Raw genomic sequence first — 22,314 nt, forward strand, 5'->3', positions numbered from 1 at the left:
TTTAGGAAAACCTGCTTCATGCGTATCCTGCTTTCCGTTACACTTTTAACAACATTTTTATTCGTATCTACCGCAGAAGGCCAGGGCGGCCGCACCAAAAGAGCCATCAGGAAAGTGATGAAGGAGTATGCAGCGGTGGGATTGTCGGTGGCTGTCGTTAAAAACAGCGCGATCGTCTATGAACACGCGTTTGGCCTGAAAGACAGGCAAAGCCGGGAGAAACTGGAAACCACGGATCTGTTCCGGATTGCCTCTATTTCCAAGTCCTTTTCTGCCACCAGCATCATGCAACTGGTGGAAGCAGGCAAACTCTCCCTGGATGATGATTTCAGCAACCTGGTCGGCTTTACCGTCCGCAACCCGAAATTTCCGGGTGATGTGATCACCCTGCGCATGGTGCTGTCTCATACTTCGAGTATCAACGACAGCCAGGGGTATTTTTCCCTCGATTCCATCAACCCGGCGAAGACGGCCAACTGGCAAAACTGTTACAGTGATTATGCGCCCGGGAAGGGATACCGTTACTGCAACCTGAACTACAATTTGGTGGGCGCAGTGATCGAGAAATTCGGCGGCGAGCGTTTTGACCAGTATGTACGCCATCATGTGCTGGAACCGCTGCAGTTGTACGGCGGTTATTGTGTCGATTCGCTGGATGCTTCGCGGTTGGCTACGCTGTACGAATATGACAGTGCTACTGCCTCCTTTTCTCCCCAGCCCGGTGCTTACAACCCGCGCCGCACAGAACTACAGCAATACCAGCTCGGATACAGCACACCGGTATTTTCGCCCACAGGTGGCATGAAGATCTCTGCACCCGGGCTCGCCCGCTATATGATGATGCACTTGAACTATGGCGCCTATGCCGGCGGACAACTGATCAGTACGGAAAGTTCGAAGATCATGCAGACGCCGTTGTCGGCGGAGGAAAACTATGGCCTCGCGCTGTGGAAGACCGACAAGTTTATCCCTGGAGAGCAGCTGGTGGGACATACCGGTTCGGCTTATGGATTGTACAGTGTGATGTTTTTTGAGCCGCAACAAAAATTCGGAGTGGTGCTGATCACCAATGGCTGTAACCCGGTTTACAAAGAAGGTTTCAACGACCTGCTACGAAAATGCGCCGGTATTTTGTATCACCATTACATCAAACCCTAGGCATGTTTTAAGGCTTCGCGCCGGGCCAGTCCCGCGATGCCGGAACGCTCCACAAATGCTTCCACTGTTTCGGGGTCAACCCGGTGATATTGCCGCAAGGTCCAGCCGATCGCCTTCTGGATGAAGAATTCTTTTTTGCCCTTAAGCTGGTCTATGCTGGCGAAAAGGAATGCTGTATCCGTTTTTTCTTTGTGCATGAGCTGGTACAACAAGGCCGTGCGGTTCTGCCAGATGTCTTCCGACCGCGCCCATTGCTTCATGATGGCAGGCACTTTACCGCCGGGCGGAAAATAGCCGCCGACCAGCCTTACAGCGATAAAATCAACAGTATCCCACCATGATTTTTCCGTGACCAGTTGCAGGAAGAGTTCCAGGAAATTGTTGTCCCACTGCTTTTTTGCTTTATGCAGCAACTCCATCGCAACATATTGGTATTCGCGTTCGGGGAGGTTCCAAAGCGTTTTGGCGAGTGCGATGATCTCCGTGCTTTCCAGTGAACGCGCCTGCTTCAGAAAATCAGCGGACAATTCCTTTCGCAGCGGCTGTGGCAATCCCACATAAGCGAACCTGTTTTTCATGTATTTCGCCATGGGTTCGCTTTTGGCAGGATCGGCATGAAAGTCAAATGCTCCCTGTAGTTCGTCAAGCAGCGCCCTGGTCGTTTTTTTCATCAGGCAGATTTTTGGGCCCACCATTCCGTTTGCGGATAGTGGTGTTGGAGGAGGATGCTTTCCCCGATCTGCGGCGTGGTGATGGAGACACCCCGTTTAGCGGCGGCGGCAGTAACCCGCCTGATCGGTTCGTCCCACGCATGGTAAGCCAGGCCGAATTTGGCCCAATGCACGGGCAGCAGCCATTTGGCCTGCAGGTCAATGGCTGCCTGAACGGCTTCTTCCGGCAGCATGTGGATCAGCGGCCATTGCAGGTTGTATTGACCGCATTCGAGAATGGCGAGATCGATCGGGCCGGCTTTCTCGCCGATTTGTACAAAATGATTATCATAGCCGGAATCTCCGCCCAGGTAAATTTTTGCGCCTGCGAACTGCAGCAGGTAGGAGGCCCAGAGCGTTTTTCCATTGACGAGACCACGCCCCGAGAAATGGCGTGCAGGCATCGCCGTGAGGTGAAGCGGTGTTTCGGATACATCGGCATTCCAGCTTTCCCACCAGTTGAGTTCGCGGATCTTTGACGTCGGCACGCCCCAGCGCTGAAGGTATTTGCCCACACCAAGCGGACATACATATGCCTTGGTATGTGCAGCCAGCGCCAGCTGCGTTTTCCGGTCAAGGTGATCGTAATGATCATGGGTGATGATCACCAGGTCTATCGGCGGCATTTGCGAAATGCCGTAGGTATTGGCACCGGGAAAGGCTTTAACCATTCCCGGAACGGGAGATGCGTGACCGCTGAATACCGGGTCGATCAGCAGGTTGATGCCCCTTGCCTGGATGAGGTAGGAGGAATGGCCAAACCAGGTGATGCGGGGATGATCACCTTCGTAATCCCGCAGATCCTGTTGCACATGGGGCAGGGGATGGGAAGGGAAAACGTCCCTGGGTTTATTCAGAAAATCCCGCAGGATTTTCCACCGGTTCGTGCCGGGTTGCAGCATCGGTGTGGGGTGGATATTCTGGAACCGCATATTACCGGCAATTTTGAGGCGAAAGAAAAAACTGGTTTCCGAAAGTCAGTTCCTGGTGGTTGGTGAACACCATCTTTTTGTCTTTTTCCGTAACAGGTCCGAATCCTTCTGTCATGCTGCTGTCGGTTCTCAGGAAGGCCACTTCCCGCACCGATTCGACGCCTTCGGAATAAAAGGTATAATCGGCAAACAGGGTATCGTGATTGAACTTGCCGGCGATCGTGCCGACGTTCCGGTCCTTTCCCGAAAAAGCATAAACCAGTACCCCTTTTACCAGGGAATCGGGACCGTTCAGCACCAGGGTGATTGTGTCAGTAGCCGACAGGTGGGCATAACACTTTTTAGACTGCAGCGAATCACCTGCCACAGCCGGCTTCTCCTCAGCAGTGGCCTTTTCAGGTGCATTGTTGCAACCCTGGGCCAGAACGAGCAGCAATGCCAAAGCCATCGTAATCCATCCTTTACACATAACGCTATTCTGTTTTATCGGTGAAAACTACGAAACCCCCTGAAAATGAAATATTTTTCTGTCCGAAAGCGTTATCTATGTAGTTTCATAGCCTTAGTACTGAACCGATTATGAAATTCATCCAATATCTGACCCTCAGTGTAGTATTTGCCATTGCCGTCACTTTCCTTTCGGGCAATGCTTACGCACAACCGGCCATGCCGAAGCAGGCACCCGCATCCGGCTGGAAAAACGGCCGTCTTCGGGTGAGCAACGACGCTCATTTCCTCTCCACCACCAACGACCGCCCTTTTTTCTGGTTAGGCGATACCGGCTGGGAATTGTTCCACCGCCTGAGCTTTGAAGAGATCCAAACCTACCTGAATGACCGGTACAAAAAAGGTTTTAATGTGATCCAGGCTGTAATACTGGCCGAGTTTGATGGTATTAAGAAGCCCAATCGTTACGGCGCCATCCCCTTCAATAATTTTAATATCGCTGCACCCAATCCCCGCTATTTTGAACTGGTGGATACGGTAGTGAAACTCTGTGCGAACCGCGATATGTTTCTTTGCCTGCTGCCCACCTGGGGCGATAAAGTGACCAAGGACTGGGGAGATGGTCCGGCCATTTTCACGGAGAAGAATGCCTACAACTATGGTAAATGGCTGGGCAACCGGTATAAGGATGACGAGAATGTGATCTGGATGTTGGGTGGCGACCGGCCCCCGCAGAAAGATACCAACGACTGGCGGCCGATCTGGCGGGCGATGGCGCGCGGCATCCAGGAAGGCACGAACTACCAGGCTTTTATTACCTATCATACTTCGGGCGGAGAAAAAAGCACCTCTCAATATATTCATAAAGAGCCCTGGCTGAATATGAACACCATGCAGAGTGGTCATGGTGGCGGACATGATGTGCCGGTATGGAAATGGGTGGACCGTGATTCAAAATTGCCGAATCCCAAACCCACCATTGATGCGGAGCCCAATTATGAAGATCATCCTGTGAATCCATGGCCGAAGTGGGATCCCAAAAATGGCTATTTCGACAATTATGACGTGCGCAAACAATGCTACCGTTCCGTATTTGCCGGAGCCGCAGGGGTTACCTACGGGCATCATGCCGTGTGGCAGTTTTACAGTGAACGGGAAGAGCCGATCAATCATGTGGACCGTAGCTGGACAGCCGCGCTGGACAGGCCCGGCGCTGTTGATGTGAGCATCCTGCGGAAGCTGATGGAATCGCGACCGCTCCTCGAGCGGGTGTACGACAATTCGATCATTGTGAGTGGCCAGGGGGAGAAAGGAGAATTTATGACGGCCTTCCGGGGAAAGGAAAATTCATTTGCGATGATCTATCTGCCGGTAGGCAAAAAGATAAAAGTCAGAACCACCTGGATGAAAAGCTCTGACATCAAGGGCTGGTGGTTTGATCCGCGGCTGGGCATGGTCGTAAAGGGCAAAACACAATATCGTGCAGACGTGATCGAATTCACGCCGCCTACCCAGGGAGTTGGCCAGGACTGGGTGCTGGTACTGGATAATCCGGACTATCAGTACCGAACGCCTTTGCAATAACAATCCAGCCTACAATCAGCGTCGACAATACGCCATAACCCAATACCAGGTACTTGCCGGCGGGTACCAGTGCGGACAAACCGAACCAGTCTCCCTGGATCCAGACGAGGTAGAACAACCAGGCGTTCTTGGCAAGTTCCCAGAACAGCGCAGTTCTTCTCCTGTCCATCAGTTCCGTGAAAGCATAGATCATCAGGAAAACAAAGAAACCATATTGAAACATGCCGGGACTGCCGATCTGCGCGATGTTGCCAAACAGATAGCTGATGAACAGCAGGCAGGCAACCAGCTGCACCCAGCTCCATACCTGTAGAAAGGTGGAGGCAGCGGGATCGTATTTTTTGAATGCATAGGGGTCTTCAATCTTATAAAGCGGTTCACGTTCCTGTACATCGGCGGGCCGCCATCCGGTTGGCATTAGCCAGATCCGGAATTTATCTTTGCATGATGTTGTTTTCCAGGCATCGGTGATCAGCAGCCAGAGATGCTGAAAGTTGATGCGGATGGGGTTCCATGTTCTTACCGGCCGCGTGATGCCATAAACAGGTTTCACCTCCGGCAATTCTTCCTGGTAAGTGCCGAACCATTTGTCCCAGAAAATAAAGATTTGCCCGTAGTTCTTATCCAGGTATACAGGGTTCAGCGCATGGTGCACCCGGTGGTGCGAAGGCGTGACAATGATCTTTTCCCAGAAACCCATTTTATGAATGTGCTGGGTATGGTACCAGAACTGCGCAAAAAGATGAAGTGGTGCAATGATGGCGATTACTTTTTCGGGAACCCCGAGAATGGCTGCCGGCAGCAGGAAAATGGCAAAGATCTTGACAATGCTGCTGATGCTTTGGCGAAGCGCGCAGGCAAGGTTGAACTCTTCACTGCTGTGATGGATGATATGGTTGTTCCAGAAGAAATTGTATTCATGTGAAATGCGATGGGTCCAATAACCGGCAAAATCAAGTGCGATGAATGCGACCAGGTAGGTTAACCAGCCATCCGGAACCGTAACGATCGCGAGGTGCTTTACCAGCCAGCCGTAGCTGATGATGATGACGCTGAGGCCCAGCACATCTTTGGTCACATTGGTGATGCCTGAACTCAGGCTGGAGATCATGTCCATATTCCTGACGGTATCAAATTTTCTTCTCCAGCCCCACCACTTTTCAAACAGGACAAGCAGCAGAAAGACAGGCATGGCGATCAGCAAAATTTTACCGTAGGTTTCCATATATGGCGTCTGATAGATAAAGTTAAGCCAAATGCGGGGCTGGCATAGCAATCCCCATTATTCTTGACTTCAATCATTATTTTTGACAAATGCGTGCGATCGTAATTGGCGGCGGCATAGTTGGCCTGAGTTCCGCCTGGTTTTTACAGACATCCGGCTGGCAGGTTACGGTGGTGGACAGAAATGATTTCGGGGACAACTGCAGTTACGGAAATGCGGGGTATGTATGCCCTTCACATTTTATACCCCTAGCCACACCCGGCATTATCCGGCAGGGATTAAAGTGGATGTGGAATTCAGAAAGCCCGTTTTATGTTGAGCCCCGGCTGAGCTGGCCCCTGCTGCGATGGGCATGGTTGTTTGCCAAAAATGCAACAGCCGAAAGGGTAACGGCGGCGGCTGTTCCGTTGCGGGATATTGCCCTGTTCAGTCAGCAGACCTATCATGAATGGAGCAGCCTTCCCGGTATGGAGATGGCTTACGAGAAAAAAGGATTGCTGGAATATTTTCAGACCAGTGAGAAGGAAGCGCATGCCCATCATGTGCGCGAAGATGCGCTGCGCCTGGGGATCCGCGCGGAGATGCTTACGCGGGAAGCCGTTCAGGCGATGGAGCCGCAGACTACCCTGAATATCAAAGGCGCTTTGTATTTCCCCGATGACGCACACCTCTATCCGAACAAACTCATGCATTCTCTCAGGAGTGCCCTGGCAGGATTGGGCGTCACCTTTAAGGGAAATGAAATCGTGAAAGGGTTCAGTATGGATCAGCAACAGATCCGCCAGGTAGTGACGACGCGTCACCGGTATGATGCAGAGGCAGTGGTGCTGGCAGCAGGAGCGTGGAGTAGTGATCTCGTGCGGCAACTGGGATTGTCGTTGCCCATGGTCGGCGGCCGCGGTTATTCACTGACGCTGGAAAACTCATCCAACAATTTGAACCATCCCGCTGTATTAATGGAAGGCCGGGTCGCTTTAACACCCATGGACGGGAACAAGATCCGGTTTGGAGGAACGATGGAAATTACCAACACGACGCGGGCGCCAAGGATGAAGCGAGTGAAAGGAATTATCCATGCAGTGGAAAGATACCTGCCCGATTTCCAGATTCCCTTTCCGGCACCAGATAAGATCTGGTATGGATTCAGGCCCTGCTCCGCTGACGGACTGCCGTATATCGGTAGAAGCAGCAAGGCCCGCAACCTGGTAATTGCAACCGGGCATGCCATGATCGGCCTGAGCCTGGGCGCCGGAACAGGACGGTTGGTAAGCGAGCTGCTGAATGAACAACAACCTTCGGTAAACCTCCGGCCTTATGACCCCGAAAGGTTTGGCTGAAGTCATAACTTTAGATTGAATTAAACCTAATGGAAGAAAACTGCCGCTGCTATCCCTACGAAGAGACCGGATATTTCAGCACGATTGTTACGGACTATGTGCGGGAAACTGCCACCATCCGGCCATTTTATGAACATTCCGTTGACCACGACGGGTTTGCTGCGGCTATCCGTCAGCGTGAGCAATTCCCCACAGACCGGAAAACGCTGGTTACTGCGCTGGAAAAACAATACGCCCAGGCATCCCTGCAGGGCGTTTCGCAGGTGGAAGAGAATATCAAAAGCCTGTTATCGCCCGATACTTTCACCATCTGCACGGCGCACCAACCCAATATTTTCACCGGCTATCTTTATTTTGTCTACAAGGTGTTGCATGCCGTAAAGCTTGCAGAACAACTGAAAAAAGATTTTCCCGGCAAGCATTTCGTGCCGGTATATTATATGGGCAGTGAGGATGCCGATCTTGATGAACTGGGAAAGGTTTTTCTGAACGGAGAGAAACTGGTTTGGGATACGAAACAAACCGGTGCTGTGGGCCGCATGAAAACAACCGGTATTGAAAAGCTGCTGAACAGGATCAGCGGAGAACTTTCTGTGTTGCCCTATGGGCCGGAACTGATGTCGATGCTGACCACGGCCTATGTTGGCGCACCGGATATCCAGACCGCTACATTCCGCCTGCTGCACCAGTTGTTTGCCGGTTATGGACTCGTGGTGCTGATCGCTGATGAGGCTTCGCTGAAAAATACCATGCAACAGGTCTTTCACGATGATCTTTTTGAACAGTTGCCCTCTTCACTGGTGACTGCTACCAATGATCGCCTGGCTGCACACTATAAAGTGCAGGCCCATCCGCGGGAAATCAACCTGTTTTACCTGGAGGGGAATATCCGAAACCGCATCGTCAGAAACGGAGATGAATTTCACGTGATCGATACCGCAATCCGATTTTCATCAGCGGAGATGGAGACTTTATTGAAAGAACATCCGGAACGGCTGAGCCCGAACGTGATCCTCCGGGGTTTGTACCAGGAAACCATTCTTCCCAATATTGCTTTCATCGGCGGTGGTGGTGAACTGGCTTACTGGCTGCAGCTCAGGGACCTGTTTCAGCATTACAAGGTTCCCTATCCTGTACAGGTATTGCGCAACTCCTTTTTGCTGATCAACTCCCGGAGCCAGGCCCTGATGCAGAAACTGGAGATTGATGAGGGGGAGATCTTTAAACCGGAGCAACAGTTGCTGAATGAACTGGTGAAACGCGATACCGCCGTGCAGATCCACCTGACCAATGAGATCAGGGACGCCAACGCCTTTTACGCGCACGTTTCGGGGATCTCCGGAAAGGTTGATCAATCCCTGGTGCCGCATGTGGAGGCGCTGCAAAAAAGAATGATCCAACAACTGGCCAACCTGGAAAAGAAATTACTCCGGGCAGAAAAGCGGAAATTCAGCGACCAGTCCCGGCAATTGCACCAGTTGAAAGACATGTTATTTCCGCGGGAAAACCTGCAGGAAAGGGTAGAGAATTTCATGCCTTTTTATGCCCGGTACGGACATAAATTCATCGATCATATTTATGAAAATTCGCTCACTACAGAAATGAAATTTATCGTCTGTGGCTTACCGGTAAGTGTTCAGCTGTCGAATTGATTGGGGTGACCGGCATCCTGCAGTTTGGATGCCTTTTTCAATACTTCTTCTTCAAGTCCCGCTTTGTAGGCGGCAACTTTATCGCCAATCCCGGCATCAAATGCGCCGATCATGGATCCGGCGAGAATGCCCGCATTCTTTGCCGCATTTAATGCTACAGTAGCCACCGGAATGCCATTGGGCATCTGGAGGATCGAGAGGATGGAATCCCAGCCGTCAATGCTGTTGGAGGACTTCACCGGAACACCAATAACGGGCAGAGGGGTAAGCGATGCGACCATTCCGGGAAGGTGGGCGGCACCGCCGGCGCCGGCAATGATCACCTTCAACCCGCGGTCCCGGGCGGCTTTGGCATATTCCACCATCCGCATGGGTGTGCGGTGTGCCGATACCACCGTGAGCTCATAGGGGATGCCGAAATGCCGTAACATTTCCGCGGCAGCTTCCATTACTGGAAGGTCTGAATCAGATCCCATGATAATGCCTACCTGGGGCGCGGTGTTGTTGGTTGCTTTTGCCATACTGTCGAATAGTTCTGCAAAAAAAGGTTATTTCCCCGACAAACTCATTTGACAATTTCACCCTTCAGGCGCATGAGTTCGGTTTCCGCCACCTTCGCATTGAAGCGGGCCGCGATCAGCCGGTTATAGGCGTCATTGAGACTGATCTGCGCCTCCCTCAGTTCAATATAGGTACTCACGCCTTGTTTGAAACGTTCCAGCGCAATAAAGACGTTCTCCCGCGCCAGCTTGATGTTTTCCTCTTCAAGCGACAGGTTCCGTTTTTGCAACTCATAATCCTTGAATGCATTGTTCACCTGCACATCTACGATTGAACGCTGGTTATCGAGACTGATCTGCTGGTATTTGATATCCAGTGCAGCCTGCTCCTGGAGCCGTTTGGCATTGAAGGCATTGAAGATGGGTACCTGCAGGCTGAAACCATAGTTGAAACCTGCGTTCTGGTTGAACAATGGCGTAAACGTGTTGATCACCGAATTGTTGGTCGTACGGGTGAGGTTGTAGGCCGAGTTGAAATTGAGCACCGGGAATCTTTCCCCTCTTCTTTCCTTGTAGGTCAGTTCAGCGATCGTGATGTTCTTTTTGGCGATCAGCAACTGCGGGTTGGTCAGATCGATATTGTTGCGGATGTCTCCCAGGATCAGGTCTTCGCGGATGGGGATGGTATCCAGCACATCGTAGTAGCTGGTTTTGTCGATGCCGATCAGCTGGTTCAGTTGTTCCTTCAGTTGTTCGATCAGGGTATTCTGTTGCAGCTGTGCGGCAATGAAGGCATTGAGATCGACTTTGGCCTGCAATAATTCAGGTTTGGCGCCGAGGCCTACGCTAAGCTTTTTGTCCGCCAGTTTGACCCTTTCCTCGCTGATGCTTTTCTGTTCAATGATGGCTTTCAGTTGTTGTTTTTGCCTGACGATGCCATAATAATTGGTTACAACAGTAGCGACGGTATTGACCACCTGGTTTTTGACACCCAGGTCACCCAATTTAACGAGTTCGGCAACCCTTTCGCGGGTGGCGAACATTTTGAGTCCGTCAAAGAGGGTCCAGTTCAGGTTGATTGCCGCCTGGAGGTTATTGGATTTTAGTCCTGACGTATCACGTTTGCTGCCATTGGCCAGTTCCTGTTTCTGCGCGTTGACATTCCACACCTTTGATGCCGTTCCGTTCAGGCGGGGCAGAAATGCTGCATAGGCATAGCTGTCATCCAGGGCGTACGAAGCGGAATCATTTCGGGATAACTGGATATCGTAGTTGTTTTTCAGGGCGAGCGCAATCGCCTGCTCCAGGCTAAGCATATCCTGCGCGCCGGCCCATAGGGAACAACCGCACAGTACCAGTAAGAGAAATCCTGTTCTTGCTTTCATTCTTATCATTTACGCGGAGACCGGTATGGTAATTACTTCATCCAGCTCGCTGTGCGCTTTCTTTTTGGAAGAAAGGAACGAATACATGGCCGGAATAACATAAAGGGTTAGGATCAGGGAAAACATAATGCCGCCTACGATCACGATACCGAGGGGGATCCGGCTGGTAGAAGCCGCACCAAGGGAAAGTGCAAGGGGAAGTGCGCCAAGTGACATCGCCAGGCTCGTCATCAGGATCGGGCGCAGACGGCCAACAGCGGCATCAACGACTGCCTCTTTTTTGGTGGCGCCTTCCGTCCGTTTGTGGTTGGCAAATTCCACGATCAGGATCCCGTTCTTGGTCACCAGGCCGATCAGCATGATCATCCCGATCTGGGAGAAGATATTCAGTGTCTGATCGAAGATCCACAAACTGATCAGTGCCCCGGCAATGGCCAGCGGAACGGTGAACATGATAATGAATGGATCAATGAAACTTTCGAATTGTGCGGCAAGAATCAGGAAAATCAACCCCAGCGCTAAAAACAGGGCGAAGCTGGTATTGCTCGAACTTTCTGCAAAGTCCCTCGAGTTGCCCGACAATGCCGTGCTGAAGGAGTCATCCAGGGTATTTTTGGCAATGGCCTGCATGGCTTTGACACCATCACCGATCGTTTTTCCCGGTGCGAGTCCTGCTGATATTGTTGCTGACTTGTATCGATTAAAATGGTAGATCGTTGGCGGTGTAGTCTCTTCTTCAAAAGACACGATGTTGTCGAGAGAGATACTCCTTCCTGTATTGCTCCTGACATAGATGGCCTTCAGATCCGCGGGTTCATCCCGCTCATTTCTGGACAACTGGCCGATCACCTGGTACTGCTTCCCATCTTTGGTAAAGTAACCCAGGCGGCGGTTACTCAGGGCCAGCTGCAGGGTAGAAGAAACGTCTTCAATGCTCACTCCTAATTGGCTTGCCTTCAGGCGGTCAATATTTACACGCAGCTCCGGCTTATTGAATTTCAGGTCAACATCCACGCCCTGGAAAACCGGGTTTTTACCGGCTTCGTCCAGGAATTTGGGAAGTACTTCGCGGATCTTGTCAAAGTTGACATTCTGAATCACAAACTGTACCGGGAGGCCTCCCCGCCGGTTAACAGAAATGGTCTGTTCCTGGATCGCAAATGCCTTCCCTTCATTGAACTTTGGCAGATTGCGGCTCACCATATCAACGATCTGTTGCTGGCTGCGTACGCGGTCTTCCGGATCCACCAGCAGCATTCTCAGGAACCCGGTATTCACGGATCCTGATCCGCTGAAACCAGGCGCTGTAACGGTGATCATCACCTTCTTTTCCGGAACAGAGTCCATTACGAATTTGCTCAACCGGTCAATATAATTGTCCATATAATCGAAGGCAGTACCTTCGGGTGCCGTGATCGTTAACCGGAACTGACTGCGGTCTTCCATTGGTGCCAATTCAGATGGAATGGTTGTCCATAGGTTGAAAATCGCCCAACCACAGACGAGGATGATCAGGATGGCGATCCAGCGCACCTTCATAAACCCGTTCAGTGTTTTCCGGTAGCTGTTTTCCATCCATTCAAAGAAGGGCTCTGTCTTGTTGTAAAACCAGGAGTTCTTATGCACCTTCCTGGTCAGCTTCACGTTGAGCACCGGAGTAAGGGTAAGGGATACAAATGCAGAGATCAACACTGCACCAGCTACCACAATACCGAATTCACGGAATAATCTTCCCACAAAACCCTGCAGGAATACGATGGGAAGAAAAACCACAGCCAGGGTGATGGAGGTCGCGATAACGGCGAAATAGATCTCTTTGGAACCCTCCTTCGCCGCCTGCCACTTGTCCATTCCTTTTTCCATCTTTTTAAAGATGTTCTCCGTCACCACGATGCCATCGTCCACCACAAGTCCGGTCGCCAGCACAATCGCCAGCAGCGTCAGCACATTGATCGTAAACCCGAGCAGGTACATGATGAAAAAAGCTCCGATCAGCGAAACAGGTATATCGATCAATGGCCGGATCGCAATGATCCAGTCGCGGAAGAACAGGTAGATGATCAGCACCACCAGAATAAAGGCGAGAAGGAGTGTTTCTTTCACTTCGAGGATCGATCGTTTGATGAACTTCGTTTGATCCAGGCCGATATCCAGGCGGAAATCTGCGGGAAGATCCTTTTCGATCTGCGCGTATCGCTTGTAGAATTCATCGCTGATCGCCACATAGTTGGAACCGGGCTGTGGGATGATCGCCAGTCCGATCATGGGAATGCCGCTTTCTTTCAGAATAGTCTCTTCGTTTTCCGGTCCCAGCACGGCTTCCCCGATATCCTTCACTTTAATATTGGCGCCGTTTACATTCTTGACGATAATATTGTTGAACTCTTCTTCTGTATTTAATAACCCGAATGTTCTTACCGTAAGTTCTGTGGCATTGCCGGCGATCTTTCCGGAAGGGAGTTCCACGTTCTGGGTGCGTAGCGCTGCTTCTACATCCGCCGGTGTGAGTCCATATGCAGACAGTTTAGACGGATCAAACCAGATCCGCATGGCATACCGCTTTTCCCCCCAGATCTGGATGCCGCTGACACCGGGTATGGTCTGCAACCTTTCGAGGAGGTTGTTGTTCGCATATTCCGTTACCTGCAATTGATTCCGGGTATTGCTCTGCACCGTCATAGCGAGGATAAAGTCTGAACTGGCATCTGCCTTGGACACTACCGGCGGCGCATCAATATCTTCAGGGAGTGACCGTTGTGCCTGAGAAACTTTATCCCGCACATCGTTGGCTGCCGCTTCGAGATCAATAGACAGATCGAATTCAACCGTGATATTGCTGGTACCCTGGCTGCTGCTGGACGTAATGTTCTTTACACCGGCTATCCCGTTAATGGATTTTTCCAGCGGCTCCGTGATCTGTGATTCGACGATATCGGCATTTGCACCGGAATAGGCGGTGCGCACGTTCACGATCGGGGGATCAATAGCAGGATAGTCGCGCACCCCCAGGAATTTATAACCAATCAGTCCGAATACAATGATGATGATATTCATCACAATGGCCAATACCGGCCGCCGGAGGCTCAGTTCTGAAATATTCATCTTAATTCATTTTGGAGATTTCAATCTTTCCTTCGGGCTTGATGGTCAGGAGTCCTGTAATGACGATCGTATCACCCGGCATCAGGCCAGACAGGATCTGCACTTGTGAAGAGTCACGAACACCGGTAGTAACGGTTTCAAATTTGGCGGTTCCGCCACGATAGACGATCACTTTTTTTGACCTGGCCTGTGGGATCACGGCCTGGCTGGGGATCATCAGGGCATTATTGTCCTGGCCAAAATCGAGCAGTACTTTTGCGAAAGCTCCCGGAATCAGCTGCGGTGCTTTGCCTTCTACGACTGCCCTTACCCGAAGGCTCCTGCTGTCTTCCGTTACGGCTTCTTCCGTGGCGATCACGTTGGCCGGAACGGATTTATTCAGGCCTTCCACTGTGAACTGGATCTTTTTGCCTGTCGAAACCTTGCTGCTGTATTTTTCGGGAACGGTAAATTCAAGTTTTAACTGTTCTTCCTGCCTGATGTTGGTGATGAGGGTAGCGGGGGTAACATACGCGCCGATACTTACATTCCGCAGCCCGATCCTGCCGTTAAACGGCGCACGGATCTCTGTTTTCTCAATGGATGTGCGGATCAGTTCGATATCTGCTTTCACATTGCTGACCTGCAGCACGCTGAGGTCATATTCCTGTTTGGAGATGCCATCGATCTTCAGCAATTCTCCCTGGCGCTGAGCGGTCTTTTCATTCATTTCAAGCTGCACCTGGAGTTTTTTGAGTTGGGCCTGGAGATCGGCATCATATAGTTTCACCAACAGGGCGCCTTTCCCCACCGACTGGCCTTCGCGGATATTCAGCTGGGTGATCCTTCCGGATACTTCCGGCCGGAGCTCAGTGGCTTCGTAGGGGAGAAGACTGCCCGGAACCTCAAGCTTCTCGCTAACGGTCGACGTTTTCACCAGGTGACCTTCCACCCTGGTTGGCTTTGCCGGTCCTGCCGGACCGCCGGCGGCCGGCGGTGCTATTTTTTTATCCTTGTTGGAATGGCAGGCAGTGACGAACGTACATAAGGCAAGGCACGCAATAAAATATTGCTTTACTATAACGGGCATGAGTAACGGCTGTTTAAGGTTGCAACAGCGGTAAAATTAACAGATTTCACTCTAGTGCTGCACCCTTACTTTTTCTTAACGGATATCCGTGATGAGTGGTCGAAAAGCGACATGAGCGGTTGGAAAAAGCGCGGCTCAGTTGCTTTCAACCTTCAATAAACGCTTGACTTGCTGCGCTTTGCGCGTAAGATCGAGGCGGTCTCGTCCCAGGATGGTTACATGGCCCATTTTTCTACCGGGACGGGTTTCTTTTTTACCATAGAGATGAATAAAGGTCTCATCCATTTTCAGCACTTCTTCCAGGCCTGTATAGACCACGGGACCGCTATGCCCCTTTTCGCCGATCAGGTTAACCAGGCTGGCGGGCAGGAGGGCAGCGGTATTGCCGAGGGGAAGATCCAGCAGCAGGCGCCACATCATTTCGTATTGCGAACAGGTATTGGCTTCAATCGTATGATGGCCACTGTTGTGCACGCGCGGTGCGGTTTCATTGATCAGTACGTCGCCATTGCGGTCGACGAATAGTTCAATGGCAAAAAGTCCGGGGCTTTGAAATGCTTTGGCCAGGGTAATGGCAATCGCTTCTGCGCGCCATAGGATCTTTTGCAGGATGTCTGCCGGAGCGACCTGGTAATCCAGGAGGTTGAGATAGGGATCAAAGATCATTTCTACCGGTGGATAAAGGGCAGTTTCGCCCTTTGCATTGATGGCCACGATGATGGCGATCTCTTTATCGATCGTTACCTTTTTTTCCAGGACGCTTGGCGCATCAAAGCCCAGCGAAATGTCTTCGGCTTTTTCAAGGATCTGAACGCCTTTCCCGTCATACCCCCCTTCACCCAGTTTCATGGCAGCAGGGAGGAAATCCAGGCAATCCTGGAGTGCACTCCTGTTCTCCACTGTTCTGAATGCGGCTGTTGGTAACTGGTGTTGCTGGTAGAATTCTTTTTGCCTGATCTTGTTCTTGATGATCCGCAATGCCGCAGGCTTCGGGATGATCGTCACGCCTTCCTTTTCGAGTTGTTCCAGGGCTTCAACGTTTACGGATTCGATCTCGATGGTAAGGGCATCGCAATTTTTTCCGAAACGGTAAACATCATCGTAGGAACGGATATTGCCCACTACGAAATGCTGGCATAAATGGGCTGCAGGACATTCCGGGTCGTTTTCCATGACCCAGGTCTCAACAGGGAAATTGGCTGCTTCCTGTAATAACATCCTGCCTAATTGTCCGCCGCCGAGTATGCCTACTTTTTTCATGGCACAAAAGTAAGGATACATTTTGTTACCTTTGGAAGATGATACCAGACTATCCCCACAAGTTGTTTCCCGACAATCGCAGGACGTACTGCCTGCTGATGGTATCACTCGCTGAAGATTCGGACGTTTAGGTTTTTTGCTGTATCCAGATCTACAATCCGAAACTTAATCAACATGATAAATGCTGAACTAAACCTGGCGTCAGCGACGCTTGATTTCCTGCCATTGGAAGGAACTGACTATGTGGAATTTTATGTGGGCAATGCCAAGCAGGCTGCTCATTTTTATAAAACTGCTTTTGGATTTCAAAGCCTTGCTTATGCCGGTCCGGAAACCGGCCAGAAAGCAGTGGCCAGCTATGCGGTCCGCCAGCATAAACTGACTTTTGTTTTCACGACGCCGCTGCGGCCGGACAATGCCATGGCCGATCATATTTACCGGCATGGTGACGGCGTGAAGGCGCTGGCGTTGCGGGTGCAGGACGCACGCAAGGCCTGGAAAGAAACGACAGACCGGGGTGCGATTTCCTGGATGGAGCCTATTGTAAAGACAGATGATTATGGGGAAGTGGTGATGAGCGGTATCCGGACCTATGGCGAGACAGTTCACCTCTTTATCGAAAGAAAAAATTATGAAGGCACTTTTCTGCCGGGATACCGTGCCTGGGAATCGGTATATAATCCTGCAGACACCGGGCTGCAGTATGTGGACCACTGTGTGGGCAATGTGGGCTGGCACCAGATGGACAAATGGGTGCATTTCTATGAAGAAGTGATGGGGTTCAGGAATATCCTCAGTTTTGATGACAAGGATATTTCGACGGAGTATTCCGCGCTGATGAGCAAGGTGATGAGTAATGGAAACGGCTTCGTCAAATTCCCCATCAATGAACCCGCCGAGGGCAAAAAGAAAAGCCAGGTGGAAGAATACCTGGATTACTACAATGGCGAAGGCTGCCAGCATGTGGCGCTTGCCACCAATGATATTGTGGCCACTGTGGAAGCGTTGCAATCCCGTGGTGTTGAATTCCTGAAAGTTCCGACTACGTATTACGATGACCTGCTTGGCCGCGTCGGTAAAATCGACGAAGACCTTGAGCCGTTGCGCCAGCTTGGCATCCTGGTTGACCGCGACGACGAGGGCTACCTGTTGCAGATTTTCACCAAACCGGTTGAAGACAGGCCAACACTGTTTTTTGAAATTATTCAGCGCAAGGGCGCCAAAAGCTTTGGCAAAGGGAATTTTAAGGCGCTTTTCGAAGCGATTGAGCGGGAGCAGGAGATGCGGGGGAACTTGTAGAGAAAGTTTGGGGTTTGAGGTTTGAAGTTTGGCTTTGCTTGCCGAAGCTTTTGCGCAGGTGGGAGCGGAGGCAGTACAATCTGATAGCCGTCTAATAGCCGTCTAACAGCAATCCTACAGCCATCCTATAGCGAAACCACCCCTTTGCTGGGGGACGGCTGTATGATCGCTGTAGGATTGCTATTGGTTTGCTATTCAAATGCTGTGTGGACGCGGGTTTTCGAAAGTTTGGTAATTACACTTATGAAAATTGTTGTTGATTTTCAGTTGTTTACAGCAAGGGCGTCCAGAGGTGGTTGCTGTTTTTGGGGAAACTGGCAAGTTATAAAACTGAGTGAAATGAGCCACCAGACTGCGTTTCAGGAAAATAAACTCGTAATTCCGTTTATTGCACGGATACCTCAATAAGGTTTTCCAGCCGGAACTTTTATCTTTTTTACACGTTTAACACAGGGCATGGTGAGCGACCACTACATTCTGCAGGTATTTTTTGCCTTACAACATAACGTCATGCTACAGTTGTCCGGCAAATTTTTCCGGTCGTTATATGGCTATATTGATTCCCCTGCTCAGCGGGAGGTGTCTGATTTTCAAAATATTACAATTTGTAAACACAGTGAAATAAGCCACCGCACTGAGTTTTAGAGGAGTACGTGTATTATTCGTTTGAAATACCGTTTTCATAAACGAGTCAATTGTTACCCGAAAAATGATAGCTGGGAAGCTTTCAAACGTGAAATTGCCCCGCGTTGGCACAAACCACGTGTTTACAATGACCGTATGCAAACGTTTAGTTTTGTGAAATGCAGTCTGGTGGCTCATTTCACTCAGTTTTATAAATTGCCCACTTTCAAAAAAGCAGATACCTTCTTAGCCAGGGCTTCTGCCTACGCTGCACTTCGGCAGACGAAGACGAAGGGCAAAGCCCACCTTTGCTAAAGCTTCGGCAGGTAAAGCAGACTGCAGACCTCAAACCTTCGACCATTCACCGCAGTTATCCACCCATTCCCCGAAATGGGGGTATTTAGGGATGGCACATAGCCAATTAATTGCCTATTTTAGCGGTGTGCGGTCGTTACTATGAAAAAATTATTAGCCTACCTTCTTGTTCTGGCATTGGGGTCTGAAGCTGTTGCACAAACTGCGTATCAGCCCGGTTATGCCGAATTTCAGCGTAATGGTTCCCGTTTTGGTGACAACCTGAAGAAAAGGGAAGACTCCCTGGTGCGCCAATTCCGGGACAAGGGACTGGCATGGCCGGCCAAATACCTGTATATCCGCTCTTTCAAATACGACAGCCAGCTGGAAGTGTGGGTGAAAGGAGAAAAAGACCAGCCCTTCCAGTTGTTCAAAACCTACAAGGTTTGCGCCATGGCTGGAACACTGGGTCCAAAACGGATGGAAGGCGATTACCAGGTGCCGGAAGGGTTCTACTACATCAACGAATTCAATCCCCGCAGCGTTTATCATCTTTCCCTGGGCCTTAACTACCCGAATGCTTCTGACCGCTATCTCAGCGACGCGATCCAGCCAGGTGGAGATATTTATATTCACGGCAGCTGTGTTACCACAGGCTGCATTCCCATTACCGACAGCCAGATTGAAGAATTGTATGTGCTGGCTTCAAATGCAAAATCCCTCGGACAGGATTTTATTCCGGTCCATATTTTTCCGGTGCGATTCGACAACCGCAGGAGTACGGAATATCTTAACCGCTATGTGCGCGATTTTGCAGACTACAGTTATTTGGCCAACAGCCTGAAAGAAGTGTTCTTCTATTTCGAAAAACATAAAAAACTGCCCGTTATCATGGTGAATGGCCGCGGCAGTTATGTAATGGATGATGATGTAAAGAAAGCTGTTCCTGGTGCCGATAAAAAAGCTGCCGCTCCTGTTGTAATCAAGAAAGACAGGAAGCAGGAAGCATTTAATGAAAAGGAAATTCCCACCACCGTACATAAGCTTCCCGAGTTTCCCGGCGGCGCTGGTGCATTCAGAGACTATCTCAGGAACCTGAATACTGAATTGGCTCCCTATCTTTCAGAAGATCAGCATACCGCATATGTGCTCATCGAATTCATCGTCAACAAAAATGGAAAGGTACTGAACCCAAAAATTCTGAAAGGCGGTAACGACCTGTTGAATGAGAAACTGCTGGATGCACTGGAAACCATGCCCGACTGGGCGCCGGCCATTCGCGAAGAAAAAGCAGTTCCCATGAAACTGAAACAGACCATTGTTGTGGAGAACAAGACCGCAACGTTGACCGGGGGCAACTGATCCATCCTTACCGCACCACCATCTGCATCGTTTCGGGCGTTTGCTGCAATAAGACTACTTTCCTGCCACCCACAAGACTGTTCACCACATCCTGGTGATAATGACGCACGGTAAGCAGTTGCAATCCTTTTTCCACTGTCACATCAAAATAATCAGTTGCGCCAAGCGCCAGTGCCTCGATCTTTTCGGGCCGGTCATCCAGGCAGCAGGTAAAGCTGATCGCGCCGTTTTGGGTCAGATTGGGGCGGAAAGAAAGTTTTTCAAACAGGTGATACAGCTGTCCCACTTCCTGTTCTCCGATAAAAGAGAAATCTTTTGATTTCAGTTGCAGCAAAACCTGGCTGTCTTTCATCACAATGATCGGCGGCAGGTGAGCGATTGGCTTATTGTGGATGACGGTTCCCGGCAACTGCGGATCAAGAAAGCATTTGACATAGAGGGGAATGCTTTTGTTCTGCAGGGGCTTGATCGTTTTAGGGTGAATGACCTGGGCACCGTAATACGCCATTTCAATCACTTCTGTATAGTTCAGGGTGGGGATCAGCTGTGCCCCGGGGTATTTTTTGGGATCGGCATTCATGACGCCTTCAACATCTTTCCAGATGGACAGGTGACTGGCATCAAGCATGTTGGCAAATACGGCTGCAGTATAGTCGCTGCCTTCCCTGCCCAATGTGGTGCTTTCATTTTCGTCGGTTGCCCCGATAAAGCCCTGGGTGATCACCAGTTTGGTTGCCAGGAACAAAGGCCGGAGCACTTTGTCCACCTGTTGCCGCGTAAACGACCAGTCGATATTGGCATCCCGGAAACGATCATCGGTGCGCAGTATGTCCCGGACGTCTACCCAGGTATTGGCCACACCTGATTCATTGAGGAAAGCGCTGACGATGCAGGTGGACAACAATTCGCCGACACAAACGATCTGGTCGTAATAGTAGTCAAAGTCCCGCACGGGTTTATCGTGCAGCAGCCATTCCACTTCCGTAAAAAAGTTGATCAGGTCATTTTCGCAGGCGAGATAATGCGTTACAAGCAGGTACTTTGCGGTGTCCAGGTGTTGGTCCTTTACCTGTTGAAACAATGCCAATGCCTCTTTTTGATTACCGGAAAAGAATTGCTCAGCAACTTTTTCCAGCGCATTGGTCGTTTTGCCCATGGCGGAGATCACAATCAGTAATTCTTCCTGTTGTTCGTTCTTGAGAATATCCTTAACCTGGTTGATTCTTTCCAATGTACTGACACTAGCGCCACCGAACTTGTAGATCCGCATAAAATGATTGGTCGTTTATGGGTCAAAGTTATGGTTTCAGCACAGTTTCTTCGTTTCTTTGTGGTGCTGCTAAACGATTGCTATGCTCAACAGGAATATTCTCACCCTGGATGAATTCACCATCCAGCAATTGCGCCTTTTTCCCCATGCTACCGGCGAACTCAGCCGTCTTCTCCGCGACATCGGACTTGCTGTGAAAAGAATCAATGTGGAAGTCAACAAAGCTGGACTGGTCGATATCCTCGGCGCTTATGGCAGTGAAAATATCCAGGGCGAACAGGTAATGAAGCTCGATGTGTTTGCCAATAACCAGCTGACCGGTGTATTGCGGCATGGTATCAGTTGTGCGGGCATCGGCAGTGAAGAAATGGATGATGTGGTGATCTTTGATGACGAGGTCAGTAACCAGAGCAAATATGTGGTATTGTTTGATCCGCTTGACGGAAGCAGCAACATTGATGTGAATGTATCCATAGGAACGATCTTTTCTGTTTATCGCAGGATCAGCCCGATCGGGACGCCCTGTGTACGCGAAGATTTTATTCAGCCCGGTACCAAACAGGTCGCCGCAGGTTACGTGATCTATGGCAGCTCCACCATGCTGGTGTATGCCACGCGGCGCGGTGTTAATGGATTCACACTTGATCCATCCATCGGCGAATTCTGCCTGAGCCATCCCGATATGAAATGTCCACAGCAGGGAAAAATCTATTCCGTGAATCATGGCAATTTCTTTCGCTTCGAAGAAGGGGTGAGACAGTACATTACCGCCTGCCAGGAGAAAGACAGTCGCAACGGTGGTCCCTATACCCAGCGCTATATCGGGAGCATGGTCAGTGACATCCACCGAAACCTGATCAAGGGGGGAATTTTTTTGTATCCCGGAACGGACTCAAAACCCGGGGGAAAACTCAGGCTGTTGTATGAATGCAATCCCTTTGCCTTCATCATTGAAGTAGCTGGTGGAAGGGCAACCAACGGGAAACAGCGTGTGCTGGATATCATACCGGCTGAATTGCATCAGCGGGCGCCATTCTTTGCCGGCAGCAGTGAAATGATGGCTGAATTACATGGATTTCTCGGCGTGGTATAAAACTTGCTGAT

The 22,314-nt window shown here is 50.4% G+C and carries 17 protein-coding genes; 7 read left to right on the top strand and 10 right to left on the bottom strand.

The window, feature by feature from the left end:
* Positions 1 to 18: 18 nt before the first annotated feature.
* On the top strand, positions 19 to 1,158 hold the full coding sequence (locus FPE01S_RS17780; protein ID WP_046370371.1) for a serine hydrolase domain-containing protein: 1,140 nt from the start codon (positions 19 to 21) through the stop codon (positions 1,156 to 1,158).
* Here FPE01S_RS17780 and FPE01S_RS17785 read toward each other — a convergent pair.
* The 3 genes from FPE01S_RS17785 to FPE01S_RS17795 are packed head-to-tail and all read right to left on the bottom strand — an operon-like array spanning position 1,155 to position 3,269.
* Positions 1,155 to 1,829, bottom strand: coding sequence for a DNA alkylation repair protein (locus tag FPE01S_RS17785; RefSeq protein WP_046370372.1), 675 nt, complete (start codon positions 1,827 to 1,829; stop codon positions 1,155 to 1,157). The two genes, FPE01S_RS17780 and FPE01S_RS17785, sit on opposite strands and share 4 nt — an antisense overlap.
* The gene (locus tag FPE01S_RS17790) at positions 1,829 to 2,800 is read right to left on the bottom strand and encodes an MBL fold metallo-hydrolase (RefSeq protein ID WP_052955981.1); all 972 of its coding nucleotides are present in this window, start codon (positions 2,798 to 2,800) and stop codon (positions 1,829 to 1,831) included. Before FPE01S_RS17790 ends, FPE01S_RS17785 begins: the two co-directional genes overlap by 1 nt.
* 1 nt (position 2,801) lies before the next feature.
* Complete coding sequence (locus FPE01S_RS17795; RefSeq protein WP_052955982.1) at positions 2,802 to 3,269, bottom strand: hypothetical protein; 468 nt, start codon at positions 3,267 to 3,269, stop codon at positions 2,802 to 2,804.
* A gap of 110 nt (positions 3,270 to 3,379) precedes the next feature.
* On the opposite strand from FPE01S_RS17795, the gene FPE01S_RS17800 reads away from it, so the two are divergent.
* On the top strand, positions 3,380 to 4,831 hold the full coding sequence (locus tag FPE01S_RS17800) for a glycoside hydrolase family 140 protein (protein WP_245624019.1): 1,452 nt from the start codon (positions 3,380 to 3,382) through the stop codon (positions 4,829 to 4,831).
* On the opposite strand, the gene FPE01S_RS17805 is transcribed toward FPE01S_RS17800, so the two are convergent.
* A complete protein-coding gene (locus FPE01S_RS17805) occupies positions 4,755 to 6,056 on the bottom strand; it encodes a sterol desaturase family protein (protein ID WP_072054014.1) in 1,302 nt (433 codons plus the stop codon). The genes FPE01S_RS17800 and FPE01S_RS17805 overlap by 77 nt on opposite strands.
* 89 nt (positions 6,057 to 6,145) lie before the next feature.
* On the opposite strand from FPE01S_RS17805, the gene FPE01S_RS17810 reads away from it, so the two are divergent.
* Both FPE01S_RS17810 and bshC read left to right on the top strand, forming a co-directional pair.
* Positions 6,146 to 7,393: an NAD(P)/FAD-dependent oxidoreductase gene (locus tag FPE01S_RS17810; RefSeq protein ID WP_046370373.1), complete on the top strand. Its 1,248-nt coding sequence runs from the start codon at positions 6,146 to 6,148 to the stop codon at positions 7,391 to 7,393.
* Positions 7,394 to 7,422: 29 nt separating this feature from the next.
* Positions 7,423 to 9,045 (top strand): bacillithiol biosynthesis cysteine-adding enzyme BshC, encoded by a 1,623-nt coding sequence (bshC, locus tag FPE01S_RS17815; protein ID WP_046370374.1) that lies wholly within the window; start codon positions 7,423 to 7,425, stop codon positions 9,043 to 9,045.
* On the opposite strand, the gene purE is transcribed toward bshC, so the two are convergent.
* The 5 genes from purE to FPE01S_RS17840 form a co-directional block, all read right to left on the bottom strand.
* Positions 9,030 to 9,566, bottom strand: coding sequence for a 5-(carboxyamino)imidazole ribonucleotide mutase (gene purE / locus FPE01S_RS17820; protein WP_046370375.1), 537 nt, complete (start codon positions 9,564 to 9,566; stop codon positions 9,030 to 9,032). The two genes, bshC and purE, sit on opposite strands and share 16 nt — an antisense overlap.
* A 44-nt stretch (positions 9,567 to 9,610) precedes the next feature.
* Positions 9,611 to 10,930 (bottom strand): TolC family protein, encoded by a 1,320-nt coding sequence (locus tag FPE01S_RS17825; protein ID WP_046370376.1) that lies wholly within the window; start codon positions 10,928 to 10,930, stop codon positions 9,611 to 9,613.
* Between the two features lie 9 nt (positions 10,931 to 10,939).
* The gene (locus FPE01S_RS17830; RefSeq protein WP_046370377.1) at positions 10,940 to 14,032 is read right to left on the bottom strand and encodes an efflux RND transporter permease subunit; all 3,093 of its coding nucleotides are present in this window, start codon (positions 14,030 to 14,032) and stop codon (positions 10,940 to 10,942) included.
* Between the two features lies 1 nt (position 14,033).
* On the bottom strand, positions 14,034 to 15,101 hold the full coding sequence (locus FPE01S_RS17835) for an efflux RND transporter periplasmic adaptor subunit (RefSeq protein ID WP_046370378.1): 1,068 nt from the start codon (positions 15,099 to 15,101) through the stop codon (positions 14,034 to 14,036).
* 135 nt (positions 15,102 to 15,236) lie between these two features.
* Positions 15,237 to 16,361, bottom strand: coding sequence for a 5-(carboxyamino)imidazole ribonucleotide synthase (locus tag FPE01S_RS17840; protein WP_046370379.1), 1,125 nt, complete (start codon positions 16,359 to 16,361; stop codon positions 15,237 to 15,239).
* Positions 16,362 to 16,535: 174 nt separating this feature from the next.
* Here FPE01S_RS17840 and hppD point away from each other — a divergent pair, with 174 nt between their 5' ends.
* Entirely contained in the window at positions 16,536 to 17,660 is a 1,125-nt protein-coding gene (gene hppD / locus FPE01S_RS17845; RefSeq protein WP_046370380.1) for a 4-hydroxyphenylpyruvate dioxygenase, read from the top strand.
* 1,080 nt (positions 17,661 to 18,740) lie between these two features.
* Positions 18,741 to 19,940, top strand: a complete 1,200-nt coding sequence (locus FPE01S_RS26020; RefSeq protein WP_046370382.1) for a L,D-transpeptidase family protein — start codon at positions 18,741 to 18,743, stop codon at positions 19,938 to 19,940.
* Positions 19,941 to 19,947: 7 nt separating this feature from the next.
* On the opposite strand, the gene FPE01S_RS17860 is transcribed toward FPE01S_RS26020, so the two are convergent.
* Positions 19,948 to 21,210: an aspartate kinase gene (locus FPE01S_RS17860; protein ID WP_046370383.1), complete on the bottom strand. Its 1,263-nt coding sequence runs from the start codon at positions 21,208 to 21,210 to the stop codon at positions 19,948 to 19,950.
* A gap of 82 nt (positions 21,211 to 21,292) precedes the next feature.
* Between FPE01S_RS17860 and fbp the strand changes: the two genes are divergently transcribed.
* A complete protein-coding gene (gene fbp / locus FPE01S_RS17865; RefSeq protein ID WP_046370384.1) occupies positions 21,293 to 22,303 on the top strand; it encodes a class 1 fructose-bisphosphatase in 1,011 nt (336 codons plus the stop codon).
* Positions 22,304 to 22,314 lie beyond the last annotated feature (11 nt).

Origin of the sequence: Flavihumibacter petaseus NBRC 106054 (assembly GCF_000974785.1) — a bacterium.
Lineage (GTDB): Bacteria > Bacteroidota > Bacteroidia > Chitinophagales > Chitinophagaceae > Flavihumibacter > Flavihumibacter petaseus.

Bases quoted from the DNA above. Each gene is read 5' to 3' on its own strand.
- FPE01S_RS17785 (WP_046370372.1), bottom strand. From the start codon at position 1,829: ATGAAAAAAACGACCAGGGCGCTGCTTGACGAACTACAGGGAGCATTT.
- FPE01S_RS17790 (WP_052955981.1), bottom strand. From the start codon at position 2,800: ATGCGGTTCCAGAATATCCACCCCACACCGATGCTGCAACCCGGCACG.
- FPE01S_RS17795 (WP_052955982.1), bottom strand. From the start codon at position 3,269: ATGTGTAAAGGATGGATTACGATGGCTTTGGCATTGCTGCTCGTTCTG.
- FPE01S_RS17840 (WP_046370379.1), bottom strand. From the start codon at position 16,361: ATGAAAAAAGTAGGCATACTCGGCGGCGGACAATTAGGCAGGATGTTA.
- FPE01S_RS17860 (WP_046370383.1), bottom strand. From the start codon at position 21,210: ATGCGGATCTACAAGTTCGGTGGCGCTAGTGTCAGTACATTGGAAAGA.
- bshC (WP_046370374.1), top strand. From the start codon at position 7,423: ATGGAAGAAAACTGCCGCTGCTATCCCTACGAAGAGACCGGATATTTC.
- hppD (WP_046370380.1), top strand. From the start codon at position 16,536: ATGATAAATGCTGAACTAAACCTGGCGTCAGCGACGCTTGATTTCCTG.
- FPE01S_RS17805 (WP_072054014.1), bottom strand. From the start codon at position 6,056: ATGGAAACCTACGGTAAAATTTTGCTGATCGCCATGCCTGTCTTTCTG.
- purE (WP_046370375.1), bottom strand. From the start codon at position 9,566: ATGGCAAAAGCAACCAACAACACCGCGCCCCAGGTAGGCATTATCATG.
- FPE01S_RS17830 (WP_046370377.1), bottom strand. From the start codon at position 14,032: ATGAATATTTCAGAACTGAGCCTCCGGCGGCCGGTATTGGCCATTGTG.
- FPE01S_RS17825 (WP_046370376.1), bottom strand. From the start codon at position 10,930: ATGAAAGCAAGAACAGGATTTCTCTTACTGGTACTGTGCGGTTGTTCC.
- FPE01S_RS26020 (WP_046370382.1), top strand. From the start codon at position 18,741: ATGAAAAAATTATTAGCCTACCTTCTTGTTCTGGCATTGGGGTCTGAA.
- fbp (WP_046370384.1), top strand. From the start codon at position 21,293: ATGCTCAACAGGAATATTCTCACCCTGGATGAATTCACCATCCAGCAA.
- FPE01S_RS17780 (WP_046370371.1), top strand. From the start codon at position 19: ATGCGTATCCTGCTTTCCGTTACACTTTTAACAACATTTTTATTCGTA.
- FPE01S_RS17835 (WP_046370378.1), bottom strand. From the start codon at position 15,101: ATGCCCGTTATAGTAAAGCAATATTTTATTGCGTGCCTTGCCTTATGT.
- FPE01S_RS17810 (WP_046370373.1), top strand. From the start codon at position 6,146: ATGCGTGCGATCGTAATTGGCGGCGGCATAGTTGGCCTGAGTTCCGCC.
- FPE01S_RS17800 (WP_245624019.1), top strand. From the start codon at position 3,380: ATGAAATTCATCCAATATCTGACCCTCAGTGTAGTATTTGCCATTGCC.